The sequence below is a fragment of the Nonomuraea deserti genome (assembly GCF_004348685.1).
Taxonomy (GTDB): Bacteria; Actinomycetota; Actinomycetes; order Streptosporangiales; family Streptosporangiaceae; genus Nonomuraea; species Nonomuraea deserti.
Genome location: NZ_SMKO01000135.1, coordinates 1 through 19,171 on the forward strand (window position 1 = coordinate 1; position 19,171 = coordinate 19,171).

The following is a 19,171-nucleotide window of genomic DNA, read 5'->3' on the forward strand; positions in this document are numbered from 1 at the left end:
TGCCGTGGCGCACGGCCCGCGCCGCCGCCAGCCGGACGTCGTCGGTGATGTGGTTCAGAGTGCCGAGCTCGTCGTCGTCACCCCACCGTCCCCAGTTCGACAGCGTGTCGAAGTACCCGAGCACGTCGTCCTGGGTGGGCATCGATCGCTCCGCCGTCATCCCAGCATCGACTCCTCCGGTCACGTGGTTCGAGGCACCGCAGGCAGCGTATCCCGCCCTCGCCTTTGATACATGACCTCGCCGGGGCGGGAGAGACGGTGTGAGCAACCTCGATCCAACCCCGGCGAGGCCCATGTCGATCCCCATCCGCCTCGGCGATCTCACCATCCGTTACGCTGAACTTCTTGGAAGTCGCGCAGCATCAGCACCCGCACCTGAAGAGCGGGAACGCCTCGCGAGGCTATCCCCACAGATCGCGTTCTGACGAGGCCAGACAGCCGTCCAGTGATGGATGACGGATGGTCTTCATTGAGGCACCGACGCACGTCGAGCGGGAGCAACATGTTGCCCATTAGCTAGACATACTGGACTTCATACGCCTCGAGCGCTCCCCAAGCGGGTGCCGTGACTCGGGGGCGCGAGAGGGGGCGGCTATCAGCCCTCCAGCACCTTGGCCAGACGGTCGGTCTCGGCCGCGAGGCGCTTGCGCACGTCGGTCAGGGCGGCGATGCGTTCGTCGAGCGCACCGAGGCGTTCGGAGAACGTCCGGAGCAGGGCCACGCAGTCCTTCGGAGGTTCCGGGTTTCCCTTGCCCAGGCAGTGGACGAACTGCAGCACGTCCTCCGAACTTAGTCCGATGTGCAGGAGGCGGGCGATGTCGCGCACGAGGAGGACGGTGTCGCTGTCGTAGATCCGGTAGCCGTTGTGGTCGCGCTCCGCATTGATCAGGCCCTGCTCCTCGTAGTAGCGCAGAGCACGCGTAGACACCCCGGCGCAGCGGGCGACCTCACCGATCCGCATCACCTGTTCGCTCTCCTTCGCCGCTCGGCAGTGAAGCCCGCCCCGAACAACGCCAGTGAGACCAGCACGCATCCCGCCGCGGCCGCGGGAACGGCCAGCACGCCGTACGTCTCCAACGCCAGACCGCCGATCCCGCCGGCGAGCGAGAATCCGAGGAACATGGCGCTGTTGTTCAGCGCGATCAGCTCATTCGCGGCACCGGGGCCGTCCGTTCGTTCGAGCAGCCATGCCTGTGTCGCCGGTGCGATTCCCCAGGTCGCCAGGCCATACAGCACCAGGACCATCGCGACGACGGGGAGGGGATACGGACCTCCGGAGACGCCTAGGACGACCATGAGCACGGGCGCGGCGAGCACACCGCAGAGGAGGACCAGCAGCGCGCGGAGGGCGCCCAGCGCGTCCACCAGGCGACCGCCGACGAGCGCGCCGACGATCCCGGCCAGACCCACGGCGGTGATGAGCGGGGCGACGGCGGAGCCCTGGACGCCGCCGATCCGCCCGACGATTTCCGTGATGTAGACGTAGGACATCATCCCGCCCGCGCCGCTGGGGATCATCGCCAGGAGGGCCGCGGCCGTGGCCGGACGGCGTAGCGGCGCCAGGCGGTCCTTGAGCCCGGCCCGTTCCCCGCCCGGCAGCGGCGGCAGGGTCAGCAGCAGGCCGACGCCTGCCACGAGGGCGATGGCGGCGACATAGAGCATCGTGGCCCGCCAGCCCAGTTCGCCGCCGATCCACGTGCCGGCCGGCACCCCTGCCACCAGCGAGGAGGTCAGCCCAGCCCCCACGATCGCGAGGAACCGTCCTTGACGGCCCTCGGGGGCGGCCGTGGCCGCGAGAGCGAAGGCGGCGGGGGAGGCGGTCGCGGCCGCCAGCCCCGAGAGGATCCGGGCCGCCAGCAGCAGGCCGTACGTCGGGGCCAGGGCGGCCCCGACGTTGGCGAGGACGAACACGGCAGCCGCTCCGACGAGCACCTGCCGCCGGGGCAGGCGTGCGGTCAGGAAGGCGGCGACCGGCGCCCCCAGCGCGAACGTCAGCGCGAACACGGTCACGAGTTGCCCGCCCACCGCGACCGAGACATCCAGGTCCTGGGAGATGTCCTGAAGGATGCCGGCGATGATCAGGTCGTCGGTGCCGAAGGAGAATGCCAAGAGAAAGAGCGCCGGCAGCCACAGCGGCAGGGGCGAGCCGTTCCTCGCTCCCGCGCCCGTTGGAGCCGGTCGGGTCCCGTGCGTAGTCATGCCGCGACGGTAGGAGCTTGACGTCAGCGTCAAGGTCAAGCCCGTGTGCGTCACGCGGTGGACATCGACCACCCGCCCGAACAGCCCAGCCGCCCCTCAGGAGCCACCTCCACCCCGGATCACGACCAGGACCGGAAAGGCGCTGTCGACAGGCGGAGGCCGCGGATCCCGTCGCACGTCGCCTCCCTGCCGGTGTCGCTCCCGCGATCGCCATCCCGGCACGAATGCCGTGACGTGGTCAGGGCGAACGCAGGCAGTCGTGGGCCGGCGGTGGCGAAGGGGCCGTCGCGCCTGGGGCGTCTCAGCGGACCGGACCGGGCGATGTCACCGACAGAACGGCGCCATGCCCAGCACGGATCTCACGCCGCCCAGCAGGTGCCGGGTGAAGTGTTGGTCTCCCTCCATGGGCTCGTCGGTCCAGGCCTTGACGTCGTGGCCGAGGGTGGTGAGCCATGCCTTGCCACCGTCGTAGTACTGGCACCAGCTGACCGGGTGGTGGTCGCCGTGGCCGGGGTGGCCGAGGTTGCCGCGCACCCCTCGGGCCAGGGTGTCCTCGTCCACCTCGGCCAGGACGCGGACGCGGGTCGGGGCGGGGACAAGGTTGTACCACTCGTCGGAGAAGGCCCAGGTCCTGGGCAGCCCTTGGGTGGAGACGTCGCGGCGGTCGACGGTGACGACGGTGCCGGGTTGGTTGGCGCCGTGGTCGTAGAAGTTGGCGTTGCCGAGCAGGCCTTCGTACCAGGGCCAGTTGTACTCGGTGCCGAAGGCGTTGTGCACGCCGATGAAGCCACCGCCGGCACGGACATACTGCCGCAGCGCGGTCTGCGCGGCGTCGTCGAGGGCGTCGCGGGTGGTGCTGAGGAACATCACCGCGTTGTACGACAGCAGGCGGCCGGCCGACGACAACTGGCTGACGTCTTCGGTGTAGTCGACGGCGAACCCGTTCTCCTCCCCCAGTTCGATCACGGCTTTGACGGCCACGTTGTCGTCGTTGAGCGGCGGGTTCAGGCCGGGGGCCAGCGGGGTGCCGAGGTGCGCGTGACGCGGGCCGGCCGTGCGGCTGTAGACCAGCAGCTTGTGGCCCTTGGCCGGGTCGAAGTTGCCCCAGTCGTGGTAACAGCGGGGGTCGGTGCCGCGGCAGACCCCGTAGTCGGGATCACCGAGGTTCCGCGCCGGCGCCGGGGAAGCGGCGGAGCCGGGAACGGTGGCGGAGCCGGGAACGGTGGCGGAGCCGGGAACGGTGGCGGAGCCGGGAGCGGTGGCGGTGAGCAGGAGGGCTGCCGCGCCGGCAGCGGTGGCGATGGAGAGTTCGCTGCGCATGGGCACCTCTCGTTCGGTCCACTAGACGGATCGATCGATCCACTCAGAGGCTTGAGCGTAACCATGGATTTGTGCGGGGACAAGCCTTGCCCGCACCCCTGGACGTACGAGATGTGCCCGCCGAGGGCCAGTAAGGAGGGGAGCCTCGCCGTCGGTGGAGCTCCTCCTTGGTGTTCAGAGCCAGGCCGGCAGGATGGACGGCGGGATCGGCCCTTTGTTCCTGCGCCCCTGGCCGCGCTCCTCCCAGGCGTGGGCCAGAATCCCGACACTCCTGCTGAGCACGAACAGCCCTCGCGCCAGCGGAGCGGGAAAACCGAGCTCGGCGTAGACCACGGCGGTCGCTCCGTCGATGTTCATGGGCGTCGGCGCGATCAGTCGCTCCACCTCGATCGCGGCCCGCAGGTGGGCTCCCGGCACCACCCCGTCCGCGACCGCCTGAGCCACGAGGGCGAGCAGCGGGTCGCGGCGCGGATCTCGCGTGTGGAAGCGGTGTCCGAAGCCGGGCAGGTACTTGTCGCGCGCACGCCAGCGGGCGACCACGGCGGCCGTGTCTCCGTCACCGGCCACGTCCTCCAGGAGCGCGACGCACTGCTCGCCGGCGCCGCCGTGCACGTCGCCGAGCAGGTTGACGCCCGTGGCGACGGCGTTGTTGAGCCCCACGCCGCAGGTGGCGGCCATCCGGGCGACGGCGATGGAGGGCGCGTGCGGCCCGTGATCGACCGAAGAGACCAGCGCCGCCTCCAGCAGCGCCGCCCGGGAGGGATCAGGGCGCTCGCCGCGGAGCATGAGCCAGATCATCTCGGCGAAGCCGATGCTTCCGATGAGGTCCTGGATCGGCCGCCCCCGCAACTCGATGACGTCGGGCTCGATCCTCGACACCGCGGTCGCCCACCAGGCGGCCACCTCGGCTTCGGCGCCGCCTCCAGAGGACTGGGGGGCGGCCTTGGCTCGCTCGCTCATGACGCCACCACGAACTCGTCGTCGTGCTCGCCGAGCCGCGGGGCGGACCCGCGTGGGCGCAGGGCGACCCCGTCGACGACCACGCCGTTTCCCGCAACGGTGACCTGCCGCCCGCCCGCCCCCGCGAACGGCACCTCCGTCAGGAAGCCGCGTTGGCGTACCTGATCGAGGGCGAGCGCCTGCGGGACGGTGAGAATGCGGGCGGCGGGGACGCCCTCGCGGGAGAGTATCTCCTCCCACTCCAGCGCGGTCTTGGCCCGCAGCGCCTGATTGACTTCCCGGTTGAGGGCCTGTCTGTGGGTCTTGCGCGCTTCACGCTCGGCGAAACGGGGGTCGGCGGGCAGGTCGGGCCGCCCGATGAGCCGGCACAGCGTCTCGAACTGGGTCTGCTGGTTGGCGGCGATGTTGAGCGGCCCGTCGGCGGTCTCGAACGTGCCGGAGGGGGCGGCGGTGGCGTTCTGATCGCCCATCGGCTCCGGTTCTGCACCGCTGATCAGGTAGTTGGACACGGTCCAGCCCATCGCGGAGATCGACGCCTCCAGCATGGACAGGTCCAGGAAGCAGCCGCGCCCGCTGCGGTGTCGTCCGGCCAGCGCGGCGGAGATCGCCAGAGCGGCCATCAGCCCGCCGATGGTGTCGCAGATGGGAAACCCGACCCGCAGCGGGGCGGTGTCAGGGGTGCCGGTGACGCTCATCATGCCGGACAACCCTTGAATGATCTGGTCGTAGGCCGGTGCCCCGCTCATCGGCCCGCTCTGCCCGAAACCGGAAATGGCGCAGTAGACCAGGCAGGGGTTGAGCTCGCGCAGGCGCTCCCAGCCGTAGCCTAGCCTGCCCATCACCCCGGCCCTGAAGTTCTCCAGCAGGACGTCGGCACCGGCGACCATCGACTCGAAGGCGGCCCGTCCCTCCGGGCTCTTCAGGTCGAGCGCGACCGACTTCTTGCCGGCGTTCTGGGCCAGGAAGGAGGCGCCCATCTGTCCCTGATTGAGCTCGGGGTCGGGCCCGAGCCGCCGGGCGAGATCGCCGGTGCCGGGCAGTTCCACCTTGACCACCTCCGCGCCGAACAACATCAGTTGATAACTGCAGTACGGCCCGGCCAGGACGTTGGTCAGGTCGACGACCTTGACGCCGTCCAGTGGCAACTGCTGCATTCATGCTCCATAGAGTCAGGTCAGGGGATGGTCGAACCCGCGCTCCGAGATACGTTTGGCCGACTCGCGCAGATCCGCCGCGAACTCCTGTACGCGGTCTTCGGTGAAGCGGACCGTGGGGCCGCTCAGCGTCAGCGCCGCCACCGTCGCGCGCGAGCCGCCCGTGATGGGGACGGCCACCGCTGACAGACCGGGCTCACGTTCGCCGTGACTGGCCGCGTAGCCGTCATGCGCCGCCTGGTCGATCCATTCCCGCAACGTCGCCACGTGCGCCTCTCCGTGAGGAGAGGAACGGGCCACCCGCAGGAGCAGCCGCTCCGGCGCGTCCTTGAGAAGGATCTTCGAGGAGGCGCCCGCCCATAGGGGAAGCTCGTCGCCGACGTGCACCACGTGGCGCAGCGGCTGCGGGCTCTCCTGCTGGGCGATGCAGATGCGCTGCACGTCGCGCAGCACGTAGAGATTGACAGTCTCGCGATGCCGCCCCCCGAGCTCTCGCATGAGCTGAACGGTCTCCGGCGGCAGCTCCCACGCCGAGCGGGCCAGATGCGCCCAGCGCCACAGCGCGGGACCGGCCGTGTAACCCTTGGGCGTGGCCCACAGCAGCCCCATGTGCTCCAGGGTCTGCAGCAGGCGCAGCGCCGTCGTCTTGGCCAGGCCCGTCTCGTCGACGACCTCGCGGATCGTCAGCGTCCGGCGATCCTCGGTGAGCAGGGAGAGGATGTCGAACGCGCGCTGGACACTGCGCACGCCCCCGCTCTCCCCCGGCGCTGCGGAAATGTTCGAAGGCACGGATCCTCACTAGTGAGTCGAAGGCGAACCGGCTGCTCACCTTCTCATATGGTCCGTACGCTAACACCGAGTCCGCTGAGCGGTCCATATGCACCATCCAGCGGATCCCTGGCCCCCTTGCCAGATCCTTCACCCTGCTCATACCGTGAGGCAATCCACAGTGCGGATTATCAGAACCGCTGCTCGGATCGATGGGAGCCAGCATGAACACCATCCACGACGCAGGGTGCTTAGTCGCCGGCGAGTGGCTGACCAGCGGCGAGCATGCCGACCGCATGGGTCCTTACGTGCGAAAGGTCGTCAGCCGCGCACGGACCGCCCAGCCCGGCGACATCACCGCGGCCCTGGCCTACGCCCAGCAGGCGGCCAAGGGCGTCGCACGACTGGCGCCCGCCACCCGGGCTGACATCCTGGAACGTGCCGCCGCCGCGGCCACCGCACAGAGCGACCGGCTGGCCGGCCTGCTGGCGCTGGAGCTGGGCAAACCGCTCAAGGACGGGCGGGGCGAGATCTTGCGTGTCGCGGACACCCTGTCCGTTGCCGCCGCCGAGGCGAGGACGATCGGCGGCGAGGTCCTGCCGGTGGCGGGCTGGGCCCGCGGGGTCGGCAACACCGCGATCACCCAGCATGCTCCGGCCGGCCCGGTGCTGGCGATCACGCCCTTCAACGCCCCGGCCAACCTGCTCGCGCACAAGCTCGCCGCCTCGTTCGCGGCCGGCAACACCACGATCGTCAAGCCGCCGCCGCAGGCCCCGGCCGTCTCCACCGCGCTGGTCGACCTCCTCCTCGATGCCGGGATGCCTGTGGAGGCGGTGCAGATCCTGCACGGGGGCGGCGACGTGGGCGCGCGGTTGTGCGCCGCGCCGCAGATCGCCGTCGTCAGCTTCACCGGCGGCGTCACGGCCGGACACGCCGTCGCCCACGCCGCCGGTCCGAAACGGGTGATGCTCGAACTCGGCGGCAACGCCGCCACCATCGTCTGCGAGGACGCCGACGTCGCCGCGGCAGCGCGCGTGTGTGCCCGCACTGGTTTCAGCAACTCGGGCCAGAGCTGCATCTCGGTTCAGCGCGTCTATGTTCAGCGGAGCCGTTTCGAGGAGTTCGCCGACGCGTTGACCGCGGAGGTGAAGACGCTGGTCGTGGGCGATCCGCTGGACAAGGCGACCGACGTGGGCTCCATGGTGGACGACGACGCGGCCGAACGGGTGGTCCGCTGGACCGCCGAGGCGGCCGGCCAGGGCGCCCGGGTGACGGCCGGCGGCACGCGCGAGGGCGCGGTGATGGCGCCGACCGTGGTCGTCGCGCCCTCCCGCGAGGCCAGAGTCGTCCGCGAGGAGGTCTTCGGCGCGCTGGTGGCGGTGCTCCCCTACGACGATTTCGACGGAGTCGTCGAGGAGTGCAACCGCAGCACGTACGGGCTGCAGGCCGGCCTCTTCACGCACGACGTGCGCCGCATCGTGACCGCGTGGCGCGATCTGGAGGTCGGCGGCCTGGTGGTCAACGGCTCCTCCAACTTCCGCCTCGACCACGTCCCGTTCGGCGGCGTGAAGGACTCAGGCATCGGCCGCGAGTCGCCCCGCTGGATGATCGAGGACTTCACCGTGACCAAGACCCTCCTGCTCAAGGGCCTGACGATCTGGGGAGACAAGTGACCGAACGCAGTGAGGGCACCCATGGGCACCGTGTCGAGGCCGGCGAAGGCGGCCACGGCACCACAGCGGCGCACGCGCTCGTCGCGCAACTCGAGGACCTCGGCGTCGAGTACGTCTTCGGCACCTGCGGTCACACCAACATCGCCGTGCTCGACGCGCTGGCCGACAGCCGCATCCGCTTCGTCATCGCCCGCCACGAGCAGGCCGCCGCCCACGCCGCCGACGGCCACGCCCGCGCCTCGGGCAAGCCCGGGGTGCTGCTGACGCACGTCGGGCCGGGCCTGACCAACGCCGCGACCGGCGTCATGACCGCCGCACTGGACTCGGTGCCGATGGTGGTGATCTCCGGCGACATCCCGTCCTACTACCGCGGCCGCCACCCCCACCAGGAGATCAACCAGCACGCCGACGCCGACCAGGCGGCCGTCTTCAGGCCCTTCGTCAAGCGGGCCTGGAACGTGCACCGCCCGCAGGATCTGGGCCGGGCCGTGGAGCGCGCCTTCTGGACGGCGGCCTCAGGACGGCCGGGGGCGGTGCTGGTCAACGTGCCGATGGACGTCTTCTCCCGGCCTGCCGCCCCCTTCCCACCGATCAGTCACGCCGCCCCGCCCGGCCTGCCCGAGGCGACCGCGAAGCTGATCGCAGCCCGGCTGGCCGCCGCCGAGAGGCCGCTGATCTACGTGGGCGGCGGGCTGCGCGAGGACGCCGAAGCCCTGATCCGCCTGGCCGAGCACCTCGACATCCCCATCGCGCACTCGCTCATGGCCAAGGGCGCAGTCCCCGACGCCCATCCGCTGGTTCTCGGGATGCCCGGCTTCTGGGGGCTGGACCTCACCAACGCCTACGCCCGCGAGGCCGACGTGGTGCTCGCGCTCGCCACCCGATTCGCCGAGACCGACGCCAGCTCCTGGGATCCCCGCTTCACCTGGGACTTCTCCGACACTACCTTGATCCAGATCGACATCGATCCGGCCGAGATCGGCCGCAACTACCCGGTGGAGATCGGCGCCGTCGCCGACGTGCGGCTCGCGGTCAAGGCGATCACCGACGCCGTTACGTCGCACGCCACACGCACCAGACCCGAGTTGCGGAAGCAGATCCTGGCGGCTCGATCGGAGCTGTTCACGGCCGGCCGTGAGCGCGGCCGGAGCGCGGACTTCCCTCTGCGGCCCGAGCGCATCCTGGCCGACCTGCGCGCTTCGATCCCGGCCGACGCGGTTCTGGTCACCGATGTCGGCTGGAACAAGAACGGCGTCGCCCGATGCTACGAATTGCCCGCCGAGGGCCGCTTCATCACCCCGGGAGGCGCCTCCACCATGGGTTTCGGGCCGGCCGCCGCCGTGGGGGTCCAGCTCGCCCAGCCCGCCAGGACCGTGATCGCGCTCGTCGGTGACGGCGGGATGAGCGCGCAACTGCCCGCCGTCCCTCTCGCCGTCGAGCAAGGCGCCGCGGTGATCTTCGTGGTGATGAACAACCGCTCCCACGGCACGATCTCCGACCTGCAGTCGGCGCACTACGGCCGGAGCCACGGCTGCGATTTCACCGATCCCGCCGGACAGCCCTACAGCCCTGACTTCGCCGCGTTCGCGACAGCCTGCGGCGCCGACGGCTACACCGTCGCCACGCCCGCCGACCTCGGCGCGGCACTGCTCAAGGCGGTCGCGCGCCGACGCCCCGCCGTGATCGATGTACCGATGGTGAACGAACCGGTGCCGACGCCAGGCCACTGGAACATCAAGGACATCTACCAGGGTGTCTTCGCCGACTGACCCGGCCGAAACGTTGTACGTTCGAGATTCCCTGAGCCACGCCCGGACGTTATAACTAACGTACTAGTCCGTGAATTAACCCTCACCTACCCCCCTACGAGGTGAACCGTGCATTTCACGAGATTCTCCATCGCAGCCGCGGCACTGACAGCGCTCGCCGCCTGCGCTCCCCCAGGCCAGTCCGCAAGCTCAGAGGCGAACGCCACAGGACCCATCAAGATCGCCAACGTCAACGCCCAGAGCGGCCAGCTCAGCTCGCTCGGCCAGTGGGAGCACAAAGGCGTCAAGCTGGCCGTCGACGAGGCCAACAAGGCAGGCGGGATCAACGGGCGGCAGATCAAGCTCGACCTCTTCGACGACCAGGGCGACCCCACGGTGGGCACCAACCTGGCCAGGAAGATCGCCAGCGAGGGCTACATCGCCATGCTCGGCACCGCCGAGAGCGCGGTCACGCTGGCCATGTCGCCCATCCTCAAGGACGCGAAGATCCCGAGCATCACCTCGGGCCAGTCGCCCAAGCTCGCCGAGCTGAAGAGCCCGTTCATGTTCCTCAACGCGCCGACCAGCGTCACCTTCGACGAGACGCTCGCCGAGTACCTGGTGGACGACAAGGGCTACAAGGACATCGCCCTGATCAGCAACAACGGCGCCTACGGAGCCGGCGAGCACGACGCGTTCCTGGCCGCGCTCAAGACCAGGAACGTCACCCCGCTCGCCGACGAGGTCGTCACCCCCGACCAGAAGGACTTCAACGCCAACCTCGCCAAGATCCGCGAGCAGGACCCGGAGGTGCTGTTCATCGGCGCCGAGGAGGTTCAGTCCGGATTGATCGCCAAGCAGGCCCGCGAACTCGGCGTCAAGGCCGTCTTCGCCGGCGGAGCCCCGGTGGGCACCGACGTGTACGCGACCACGGCCGGGCTGGAGAACGCCGAAGGCACGGTGGTCAGCTCTCCCTACCTGAGCAACGAGGCCAGCGAGGAGATCAAGGCGTTCGCCGCCAAGTACAAGGCCGCCTACAACGAGGAGGCCCGGATGCACGTCGCCAAGGCGTACGACGGGGCCTCCATCCTCATCGAGGCGCTCAAGCAGACCTGCGGTGAGGGCGGCCAGAAGCTGGCCGACGCCATCCGCGGCGTCAAGCGCGCGGGCCTGCTGGGGAACTACGCCTACGACGCCAACGGCGTCGGCATTCATGAGACGAAGATCGGCCTGCTCAAGGACGGCAAGGTCGTACCCGAGGCCGCGAGCTGACGTGCAGGTCTTCCTTCAGACGCTGATCGGCGGGGTCACGTTCGGGGCGGTGTACGCGCTGGTGGCGATGGGCTTCTCGATCGTCTACCGCACCATGGGCCTGGTGAACTTCGCGCACGGCAGCGTGGTGATGATCGGCGCGTACGCCGCCTCCACCTTCTACATGGCCAGCAAGCTGCCGTTCGCCGTGGCGGTCCTCGTGGCGATCACGGTGACCGCTCTGATCGGCCTGGTCATCGAGCGCTTCCTGCGGCCGCTGGAGAACAAGGACTTCACCCTGATGCTGATCGGCACGATCGGCTTCGGCGCCGTGCTGGAAGCGGGGGCCGTCCTCGTGTGGGGCGCGACCGGGCACGCCGTGCCGTCCCCCGTCGCGACCGGGCCGATCGATCTGGCCGGGGTCCGCATCCCCACCTACAGCCTGCTGGTGATCGCCGTGGCCGCCGCCGCGACCGGGCTGCTGGCGCTGTTCCTCCAGCGCACCAAGCGCGGCGCGGCCATGCAGGCGGTCGCCATGGACCACCAGGCGGCCACCGCCGTCGGCATCCACGTCGGCCGCAGCAACGCCATGGCCTTCGCCATCGGTGCGGGCCTGGCCGCGCTGGCCGGCAGCCTGATCGGCCCCATGCTGTACGTCAACCCGACCATGGGCGGCACCCTCGGTATCAAGGGCTTCGCCGCGGCCATGCTCGGCGGCTTCGGCAGCATGCCCGGAGCGATCGTCGGCGGCCTGGCCTTCGGCCTGCTCGACTCGTTCGCCGCCGGCAACTTCCAGGAGTACTCCGAGCTGGTCACCTTCCTGGTTTTCGCCGTCATCGTCATGATCCGCCCCACCGGCATCTTCGGAGAGACCACGGTGAACCGCGCATGAAACGTCTCCTCTGGCTCGTGCCCTTGGCCGTGGCGGCCTGGCTGCTCCCCTACGGCCTGGGCGGATACGCGATCCACGTGGCCGATGTCGCGATCATCTTCGCCATCCTGGCCATCGGTCTCGGCCTGACCATGGGCGTGGCCGGTCAGATCAACCTGGCCCAGGTCGCCTTCTTCGGCGTCGGCGCCTACGCGGTGGCCATCCTCACCACGAAGGCGGGGTTCGGTTTCTGGACGGCGGCGGCGCTGGCGCTCCTGGTCGCCGTGGTGTTCGGCATGCTGGTGGGCATCCCGGCGCTGCGCATGCAGTCGCACTATCTCGGCATCGTCACGCTCGGCCTGGCGCTGGCGTTCACCAACTGGGTCACCAACGCCCACATCGCCGGCCGCGCCGAGGGCATCAGCGACATCCCGGTGCCGCCGATGTTCGGGATCGACCTGTCCAGCGGCTATCTCTTCTACTACGTCGAGCTCGTCGTCTTCGCCATCGCACTGGCCTTCGCACTGCTGGTCACGCGCTCGCCGCTGGGCCGGCGGCTGCGTGCGATGCGCGACGACGACCTGGCAGCGGGCTCGCTCGGAGCGGAGATCCCGCTGCTGCGGATGACCGCGTTCGTGTTGTCCGGCCTGTACGGCGGCCTGGCCGGGATCCTGTACGCCGGGCTCATCCGCTTCGTCGCCCCTGAGTCGTTCAACATCGCGAACATGTTCCTGCTGCTCGCCATGGTGATCATCGGCGGCCGCAGCAGCATCATCGGCTGCGTGGTCGGCGCGGTCGCACTGTCCCTCGTCAGAGAGGCTCTGCTGGACGCCTCGGGCTACGCCCAGCTCGGCTACGGCCTCGTGGTGGTGCTCGTCGTGGTGTTCGCGCCCCAAGGGCTGGCGGGCCTGCCCGGGCAGATCCGGTCCCTGCTGCGCAGGCGGGCCGGCGGCTCGCGTGCCCAGCTCGGCCCGTTCCGGCCCTACGGCGCCGCGCCTGCCTCTTCCAGGGAGGCCGCGCTGGAGGTCCGGGAGGTGACGAAGCGGTTCAAGGGCCTGGTGGCGCTGGACCGGGTGTCGCTCACCGTTCCCACGGGGGAGATCCGCGGCATCGTCGGGCCGAACGGCTCTGGCAAGACGACCTTGTTCAACGTGATCAGCGGCTTCTACGACCCCACACAGGGGTCGGTGGCCCTGGGCGGGCGCGACGTGACCGGGATGGCGCCCTACCGGCTCTCACTGCGCGGCGTGGCCCGTACCTTCCAGAACCTGCGCCTGTTCGAGGACCTCAGCGTGCGCGAGAACATCCTCCTGGGCCTGGACCGCACCCGCACCTCGTGGATCTGGCGCTATCCCGGACTGCCGTGGAAGGTGCTGGACTACGAGCGGTCGCTGCACCGGCGGGGCGAGGAGCTCATCGAGCGGTTCGGGCTCACCGACGTCGCCGGGGCCGGACCGCGCTCCCTGCCGTACGGCGTCCAGCGCCGCATCGAGCTGGCCCGCGCCATGGCCATGTCCCCCACCCTGCTGCTGCTCGACGAGCCCGCCGCGGGACTCAACGGCGAAGAGGTCCGCCAGCTCGCCGAGATCGTCCGCTCCATCAGGGACTCGGGCGTCACCGTGATCGTCATCGAGCACAACATGGGCCTCGTCATGTCCCTGTGCGACCAGGTCACCGTGCTGTCCAGCGGCAAGGTGATCGCCGACGGCCGACCGGCCGAGGTCGCCGTGCACCCCGACGTGGTCGCCGCCTACCTCGGCGACTCGATGTCCGCGCCGACCGAGGCGACCGCCGAGGCCGCAGCCGAGGAGGCAACCCGATGACCACCCTCACCGTGGAAGGACTGTCCGTGCACTACGGCGGCGTCCGCGCCGCCCACGACGTCTCCTTCACCGTCGAACCCGGCCAGTCGCTCGGCATCATCGGCGCCAACGGGGCCGGCAAGACCTCCACCCTCAAGGCGGTCATGGGCCTGGCACCGCGTCAGGCCACGACCATTCGCTTCGGCGAGCACGACCTGCTGCGCGCGCCCGCCCACACCTTGGTGCGGCACGGCATCGGCTACGTCCCCGAGGGCAGACATGTCTTTCCCGGGCTCACCGTGGAGAAGAACCTGCTGCTCGGCGCCTACACCAGCAGTTGGAAACGCACCCCGATCGACGAGGTGTACGAGTTGTTCCCGGTGCTGGGCGAGATGGGAGGCAGGCTGGCCGGCGCGCTGTCCGGCGGCCAGCAGCAGATGCTGGCCGTCGGCCGGGCCCTGATGTGCCGGCCCAAGGTGATGCTGCTGGACGAGCCCTCGATGGGGCTGTCGCCGAAGCTCGTGGGCGACATCGCCGGCGTGCTCAAGAAGCTCAACGCCGACGGCCTGGCCATCCTGCTCGTCGAGCAGAACGCCAAGCTCACCTTCGACGTCACCAGCACCTGCCTGGTCATGGAGAACGGTGAGATCGCCGCCAGCGGCACCTCGGCAGAGCTGCGCGACGACCCCCAGGTCCGGCGGATCTATCTCGGCCTGTGATCGCTCCCCCCGGGTCCCGTCAAGCTTGCCGCGGCGGCGACCGTCGTGGGCATGCGTGGACCATGGTCCGCCAGATGGTTTAAATGGTCCGTTGACGGGTCCTCCATGGCGATCTATGGTGCGTTTATTAGTCGGATGAAACAGTCCGCAGAGTGGAACGTGAAAGGGATGGTCATGGTCCGTCGCAGAGAGTTACTCGCGGGCGCCGTCGCCGCCGTCGCGCTCGCGGGAGCCGGGCAGGGCCCGGCCTCCGCAACCACCGGGCGCGCCGAGCGGAACTTCCCGAAAGTCGGCGGCAACCTGGGGAACCAGAGCTACACCGGGCTCCGTGACGTGCACCGGGGCAACGTCAGGCGGCTGCGGGGCGCGTGGCTGAACAACATCGAGGGCGGGCTGACTGCGGGCAACAGCCAGAGCACCGCCGTGGCCGTGGACGGGGTGCTCTACATCGAGTCGGCCCTCGGCAACGTCGTCGCCGTGGACGGCCGCACCGGGGCGACGATCTGGAAGTACGCCCAGACCCGCGGCACCGTCACCCGGCGCGGGGTCGCGGTCGGCGCAGGCAAGGTCTACACCTGCGCCAACGGCAACTGGCTCATCGCCCTCGACCAGCGCACCGGCCAGGTGATCTGGGAGCGGCAGCACAACGGGTACGGCAACCTGGAGAAGGGCGCCGTCACCTACCACGACGGCATGCTCTACTGCGGCACCAACGACGGCCCGCGCGGCGCGGCCCTCGCCTTCGACGCCGAGACCGGTGACCTGGCCTGGCACTTCTGGGGCACGGCCGCCCCCGGCCAGGTCGGCGGCGGCACCTGGGAGGGCGACTCCTGGCAGAGCGGCGGAGCCACGCCGTGGATGCACTGCGCCATCGACGCGGACCTGGGCCTGGTCTACTGGACGTTCGGCAACGCCAGAGGCGCGCGTTCCTCACAGGACGGCTCCGAGCGCGGCGGCCAGAACCTGTTCGCCAACTCGATCGTGGCCATGGACCTGAAGACCGGGGCGTACCGCTGGCACTTCCAGTCCATCCACCACGACATCTGGGACATGGACAACGTCATGGCGCCCGTCCTGCTGGACGCCCGCGTCCAGGGGCGCGTGCGCAAGCTGGTCGTGTACGGCAGCAAGACCGGCATGTACTACATCCTCGACCGCTCCGACGGCTCGGCCCCGCTGGGCATCGACGAGGTGCCCGTCCCGCAGGAGCCCCGGCAGAAGACCTGGCCGACGCAGCCGTTCCCGCGCCAGGGCGGCTGGACCGAGCAGACGCCCGTACGCCAGCCGCTGGGCACCGTGATCCCCGGCGCGCCGCACCGGGCGGTGCCCAACTACAGGATCGGGCCGCTGTACACCCCGCACTGGGACGAGCCCATCCTCACCATCCCCGGCCACGGCGGCGGCGCCGACTGGAACCACCAGTCCTACAGCCACAGCACCCGGCTGGTGTACACCGGTTTCGGCTACGTCGCCGCCGCCCACTCCCTCACCGAGTCGTCCAACGGGCTTCGCCCGCCCGGCGAGTACATGACCGGCGGCGTCGTGGCCGTGGACCCCTCGACGAACCGGGTGCGCTGGAAGAAGAACATGCCGTACTCGCTGGCGCACGGCAACGGCATCCTCACCACGGCCTCCGACCTGCTGTTCATCGGCCAGCCGGACGGTAACCTGCTCTGCCTGGACGCGCGGAGCGGGCGGGAGCTGTGGCGCTGGCAGACCGGGGCCGCCATCAGCAGCAGCCCCATCGCGTACGAGATCGACGGCGAGCAGTACGTCGCCGTCTACGCGGGCGGCACCGGCATCCCGTACGGCAACTCCGCCCCGCGCGGCGACCACTTGTGGGCCTTCAAGCTCGACGGCACCGTGCCGCCCGCCACCGCGCCACCCCCGCCCGTGGTCCGCCGGCCGGTCTCCGGCCAGCCGGTGGACGGCAGCGCCGTGAACAACACGGTCGTGCTCGCCCGCGTCTACGACAACGGCCAGGTGGGCACCGTCGAGTCCACCGCCGTCAACGCCATGGCCCCCACCCACCTGCGGGTCCTGGCCGGAACCACGGTCACCTTCGTCAACCCGGCCGGCAACGTTCATGTCCACGGCGCCACCCAGTTCTTCGAGGGCCTGTTCGATATCAAGCTCAAGCCGGGCGAGTCCGGTCAATACACCTTCACCAAGCCGGGCGAGTACTTCTTCAACGACACCTTCAGCCCGCGTCCCACCGGCAAGATCGAGGTCCTGCCCGCCTGACCGCCTCCCGGCCCGCGGCAAGGCGGTTAGTCGGAGGGCCGGGTCGCTCAGGTGTCGAGCACTGGGGTCGGATCAGGCGCCCGTGCCCCGCAGATAGGCCACGACCATGTCCCCAACCATCGCGCGCAACCGGGCACGGTGCTCGGGCGCGGTCATGTCGCGCCCGAACAGCGCACCGAACGTGTGCTGGTTGGCCACCCGGAAGAAGCAGAACGAGCTGATGAGCATGTGCACGTCGATGGCGTCGGCCTCGGTGACGAAGTCGCCGCTCGCCCGGCCCGCGTCGAGGATGAGCGCGATGAGGTCGAGCACCGGCGTGCCCAGGTTGGCCAGGGCCTGCGACTTGCGGATGTGCTCGGCCTCGTGGATGTTCTCGATCGCGACCAGTTTGATGAAGTCGCGGTGCGCGTCGTGGTGGTCGAAGGTCAACGCGGCCAGCGTGCGGATGGCCTCCACCGGGGCCAGGTGCTCGACTTCGATCGACCGCTCCATCTCGCGGACCTCGGCGTAGGCCTTCTCCACGACCGCGATGTAGAGCCGTTCCTTGCTGCCGAAGTAGTAGTAGATCATGCGCTTGGTCGTGCGCATGCGGGCGGCGATCTCGTCGACTCGCGCCCCCGCGTAGCCGTGCCGCGCGAACTCCTGCTGGGCGACCTCGAGGATCTCCGCCTTGGTGCGCTCGGCATCCCGCTGGCGTTCGGGGGCGGCGGGCTGAGGCGTCACGCACCCATCCTAGTGACCTCTTGCGTGCTGCACGGCGAGCCGGATCGGAGCATTGCGGGCACCGTAGCCGTCGTATCCCCCGGTCCGCTGGACGATCTCGAAGAAGACCCGGCCCACGGTGACGGTGTACAGCTGCAGGAACTCGCCACCGCGCTCGTCCCGGTCGTAGAGCACGCCGAGGTGACGCAACTCGGGATCGACCTCCTGGCGGGCCTCCAGGTCGTCGTAGTAGTTGCCGGGTATCGGCATGAGCAGACCGGGATGTTCCCTTCGCAGTCTGCGGGCCACGGCCACGACGTCGTCGCAGGCCAGCGCCACGTGCTGCCAGGGAAGGTTACCGACGCCGACCTGGGCGATGTTCACCACCATGCGAACGCCGCTGTCGGGGCCGGACATGGCCTTGCTGCGCAGCAGGCCGTACGGGTCGGGCAGGTCCAGGCTCTCCTGCGGTTGCAGCCCGAGCACGTTGCGGTAGAACAGCGCCGCCTCGTCGAAATAGTGCCACGGCTGGGTGAGGGCCACGTGGTCGATGGCCGTGACCGCGCCGGGCACAGGCCCCGTGGGGGCGAAGTCGGTGAGCCAGGCGTCGTCGCAGAAGAAGATCTCGGTGCCGTCGGGCGCGGCCACCGCCTCCAGCTCGGCCTCCTCGTAAGCGCGCTCGCGCGGCAGGACCGGCGAGAGCAGCGACTCGGCGTGCTTGGCCGCGCCTGCCGGGTCCGGGCTGTCCATGCCGAGGGCGATGAGCGCGGGATCGGCTCCGGTGGTGTTGAGCAGCAGCCGCGCATCGCCCTGCTCCCACAATTCGACCGGTTTCGTGGAATGCGTCCCGGTACGCGCGAAGCCGAGCGCGGCCAGCACTCCGCCGAGCGCCCCGGTGTCGGCCAGCTCGGCGAAGGCGAACCCGGCCGGCGCGGCCGGATGCGTCACACCGGTCAGGCTCTGCTCCAGGGCGATGAGCGAGCGCATGCCGTCCAGCGCGGTGCGCTTCGCCGACGCCTGCCGGAAGACGTCGTTGAACACCTCGAGCGACAGCGGCCCCGCGTAGCCCGTGCGCCGCACGCTGGCGACCAGTCCGGCCAGGTCGAAGGTGCCCTGGCCGGGGAAGCAGCGGTAGTGGCGGCTCCACTGCAGCACGTCCATGGCCAGTTGCGGCGCGTCGGCGAGTTGCAGGAAGAAGATCTTCTCGCCGGGGATGGCCTCGATGCCGATGGGGTCGGAGCCACGCGACAGGATGTGGAAGCTGTCCAGGCAGGTGCCCAGGCTCGGGTGATCGGCCAGCCGGACGACACGCCAGGCGTGCAGATACTCGTTGACGTGCCGGCCCCAGGCCAGCGCCTCGTAGGCGACGCGGATGCCGTGCTCGGCGGCCCGCTCGGCCAGCAGCCGGAGTTGCTCGGCGGCCAGTTCGTCGTCGGCGACGGCCGCGGGCGAGACGTTCGAGCAGACCAGCAGCAGGTCCGCGCCGAGGCGCTCCATCATCAGGAACTTGTGCTCGGCCCGGCGCAGGTTGCCCGCCAGCACGTCGGGGGGCACCGCCTCGAAATCGCGGAAGGGCTGGTAGAGGTCGATGGTCAGGCCCAGATCCGCGGCGCGGGCCCGTACCTCCTCGGGCGACAGCGGGCAGGCCAGCAGGTCGTTCTCGAAGATCTCCACCCCGTCGAACCCGGCGGCGGCGATCGCCTCCAGCTTTTCCGTGAGAGTGCCGCTCACCGAGACGGTGGCGATGGATTTACGCACGC

Annotated in this window: 15 protein-coding genes; 7 read left to right on the forward strand and 8 right to left on the reverse strand. The window is 70.0% G+C overall.

Going from position 1 to position 19,171, the window contains the following annotated elements:
* Nucleotides 1-595 precede the first annotated feature (595 nt).
* The 6 genes from E1292_RS34740 to E1292_RS34765 all read right to left on the reverse strand — a co-directional run bounded on the left by E1292_RS34740 (nucleotide 596) and on the right by E1292_RS34765 (nucleotide 6,380).
* Entirely contained in the window at nucleotides 596-961 is a 366-nt protein-coding gene (locus tag E1292_RS34740) for a MerR family DNA-binding transcriptional regulator (protein WP_132601138.1), read from the reverse strand.
* Complete coding sequence (locus tag E1292_RS34745; protein WP_132601141.1) at nucleotides 961-2,199, reverse strand: MFS transporter; 1,239 nt, start codon at nucleotides 2,197-2,199, stop codon at nucleotides 961-963. Before E1292_RS34745 ends, E1292_RS34740 begins: the two co-directional genes overlap by 1 nt.
* A 324-nt stretch (nucleotides 2,200-2,523) precedes the next feature.
* Nucleotides 2,524-3,519, reverse strand: a complete 996-nt coding sequence (locus tag E1292_RS34750; protein WP_132601144.1) for a ThuA domain-containing protein — start codon at nucleotides 3,517-3,519, stop codon at nucleotides 2,524-2,526.
* Nucleotides 3,520-3,693: 174 nt separating this feature from the next.
* On the reverse strand, nucleotides 3,694-4,479 hold the full coding sequence (locus E1292_RS34755; RefSeq protein ID WP_132601148.1) for a citryl-CoA lyase: 786 nt from the start codon (nucleotides 4,477-4,479) through the stop codon (nucleotides 3,694-3,696).
* Nucleotides 4,476-5,633, reverse strand: coding sequence for a CaiB/BaiF CoA transferase family protein (locus E1292_RS34760; RefSeq protein WP_132601151.1), 1,158 nt, complete (start codon nucleotides 5,631-5,633; stop codon nucleotides 4,476-4,478). Before E1292_RS34760 ends, E1292_RS34755 begins: the two co-directional genes overlap by 4 nt.
* 15 nt (nucleotides 5,634-5,648) lie before the next feature.
* Nucleotides 5,649-6,380 carry an IclR family transcriptional regulator gene (locus tag E1292_RS34765; protein WP_132601154.1) on the reverse strand — a complete coding sequence of 244 codons (732 nt, stop codon included), beginning with the start codon at nucleotides 6,378-6,380 and terminating at the stop codon, nucleotides 5,649-5,651.
* A 245-nt stretch (nucleotides 6,381-6,625) separates the two neighbouring features.
* Here E1292_RS34765 and E1292_RS34770 point away from each other — a divergent pair, with 245 nt between their 5' ends.
* The 7 genes from E1292_RS34770 to E1292_RS55155 all read left to right on the forward strand — a co-directional run bounded on the left by E1292_RS34770 (nucleotide 6,626) and on the right by E1292_RS55155 (nucleotide 16,709).
* A complete protein-coding gene (locus E1292_RS34770) occupies nucleotides 6,626-8,074 on the forward strand; it encodes an aldehyde dehydrogenase family protein (RefSeq protein ID WP_165974892.1) in 1,449 nt (482 codons plus the stop codon).
* Entirely contained in the window at nucleotides 8,071-9,843 is a 1,773-nt protein-coding gene (locus E1292_RS34775; RefSeq protein ID WP_132601160.1) for a thiamine pyrophosphate-binding protein, read from the forward strand. The genes E1292_RS34770 and E1292_RS34775 overlap by 4 nt, the downstream gene beginning before the upstream one ends.
* A 108-nt stretch (nucleotides 9,844-9,951) precedes the next feature.
* The gene (locus E1292_RS34780; protein ID WP_132601163.1) at nucleotides 9,952-11,094 is read left to right on the forward strand and encodes an ABC transporter substrate-binding protein; all 1,143 of its coding nucleotides are present in this window, start codon (nucleotides 9,952-9,954) and stop codon (nucleotides 11,092-11,094) included.
* A gap of 1 nt (nucleotide 11,095) precedes the next feature.
* Entirely contained in the window at nucleotides 11,096-11,965 is an 870-nt protein-coding gene (locus tag E1292_RS34785; protein WP_165974893.1) for a branched-chain amino acid ABC transporter permease, read from the forward strand.
* On the forward strand, nucleotides 11,962-13,767 hold the full coding sequence (locus E1292_RS34790; protein ID WP_132601169.1) for a branched-chain amino acid ABC transporter ATP-binding protein/permease: 1,806 nt from the start codon (nucleotides 11,962-11,964) through the stop codon (nucleotides 13,765-13,767). Before E1292_RS34785 ends, E1292_RS34790 begins: the two co-directional genes overlap by 4 nt.
* The gene (locus E1292_RS34795) at nucleotides 13,764-14,465 is read left to right on the forward strand and encodes an ABC transporter ATP-binding protein (protein WP_132601172.1); all 702 of its coding nucleotides are present in this window, start codon (nucleotides 13,764-13,766) and stop codon (nucleotides 14,463-14,465) included. Before E1292_RS34790 ends, E1292_RS34795 begins: the two co-directional genes overlap by 4 nt.
* 174 nt (nucleotides 14,466-14,639) lie before the next feature.
* Complete coding sequence (locus E1292_RS55155) at nucleotides 14,640-16,709, forward strand: outer membrane protein assembly factor BamB family protein (RefSeq protein ID WP_220447210.1); 2,070 nt, start codon at nucleotides 14,640-14,642, stop codon at nucleotides 16,707-16,709.
* 72 nt (nucleotides 16,710-16,781) lie between these two features.
* Here the strand turns inward: E1292_RS55155 and E1292_RS34805 are convergent, their stop codons facing one another.
* Together E1292_RS34805 and E1292_RS34810 are read right to left on the reverse strand one after the other, a co-directional pair.
* Nucleotides 16,782-17,432 carry a TetR/AcrR family transcriptional regulator gene (locus E1292_RS34805; RefSeq protein WP_132601178.1) on the reverse strand — a complete coding sequence of 217 codons (651 nt, stop codon included), beginning with the start codon at nucleotides 17,430-17,432 and terminating at the stop codon, nucleotides 16,782-16,784.
* Between the two features lie 9 nt (nucleotides 17,433-17,441).
* Complete coding sequence (locus E1292_RS34810; protein WP_132601181.1) at nucleotides 17,442-19,169, reverse strand: sugar phosphate isomerase/epimerase and 4-hydroxyphenylpyruvate domain-containing protein; 1,728 nt, start codon at nucleotides 19,167-19,169, stop codon at nucleotides 17,442-17,444.
* Nucleotides 19,170-19,171: the final 2 nt, after the last annotated feature.

Bases quoted from the DNA above. Each gene is read 5' to 3' on its own strand.
- E1292_RS34760 (WP_132601151.1), bottom strand. From the start codon at position 5,633: ATGCAGCAGTTGCCACTGGACGGCGTCAAGGTCGTCGACCTGACCAAC.
- E1292_RS34790 (WP_132601169.1), top strand. From the start codon at position 11,962: ATGAAACGTCTCCTCTGGCTCGTGCCCTTGGCCGTGGCGGCCTGGCTG.
- E1292_RS34755 (WP_132601148.1), bottom strand. From the start codon at position 4,479: ATGAGCGAGCGAGCCAAGGCCGCCCCCCAGTCCTCTGGAGGCGGCGCC.
- E1292_RS55155 (WP_220447210.1), top strand. From the start codon at position 14,640: ATGGTCCGTCGCAGAGAGTTACTCGCGGGCGCCGTCGCCGCCGTCGCG.
- E1292_RS34795 (WP_132601172.1), top strand. From the start codon at position 13,764: ATGACCACCCTCACCGTGGAAGGACTGTCCGTGCACTACGGCGGCGTC.
- E1292_RS34740 (WP_132601138.1), bottom strand. From the start codon at position 961: ATGCGGATCGGTGAGGTCGCCCGCTGCGCCGGGGTGTCTACGCGTGCT.
- E1292_RS34750 (WP_132601144.1), bottom strand. From the start codon at position 3,519: ATGCGCAGCGAACTCTCCATCGCCACCGCTGCCGGCGCGGCAGCCCTC.
- E1292_RS34770 (WP_165974892.1), top strand. From the start codon at position 6,626: ATGAACACCATCCACGACGCAGGGTGCTTAGTCGCCGGCGAGTGGCTG.
- E1292_RS34745 (WP_132601141.1), bottom strand. From the start codon at position 2,199: ATGACTACGCACGGGACCCGACCGGCTCCAACGGGCGCGGGAGCGAGG.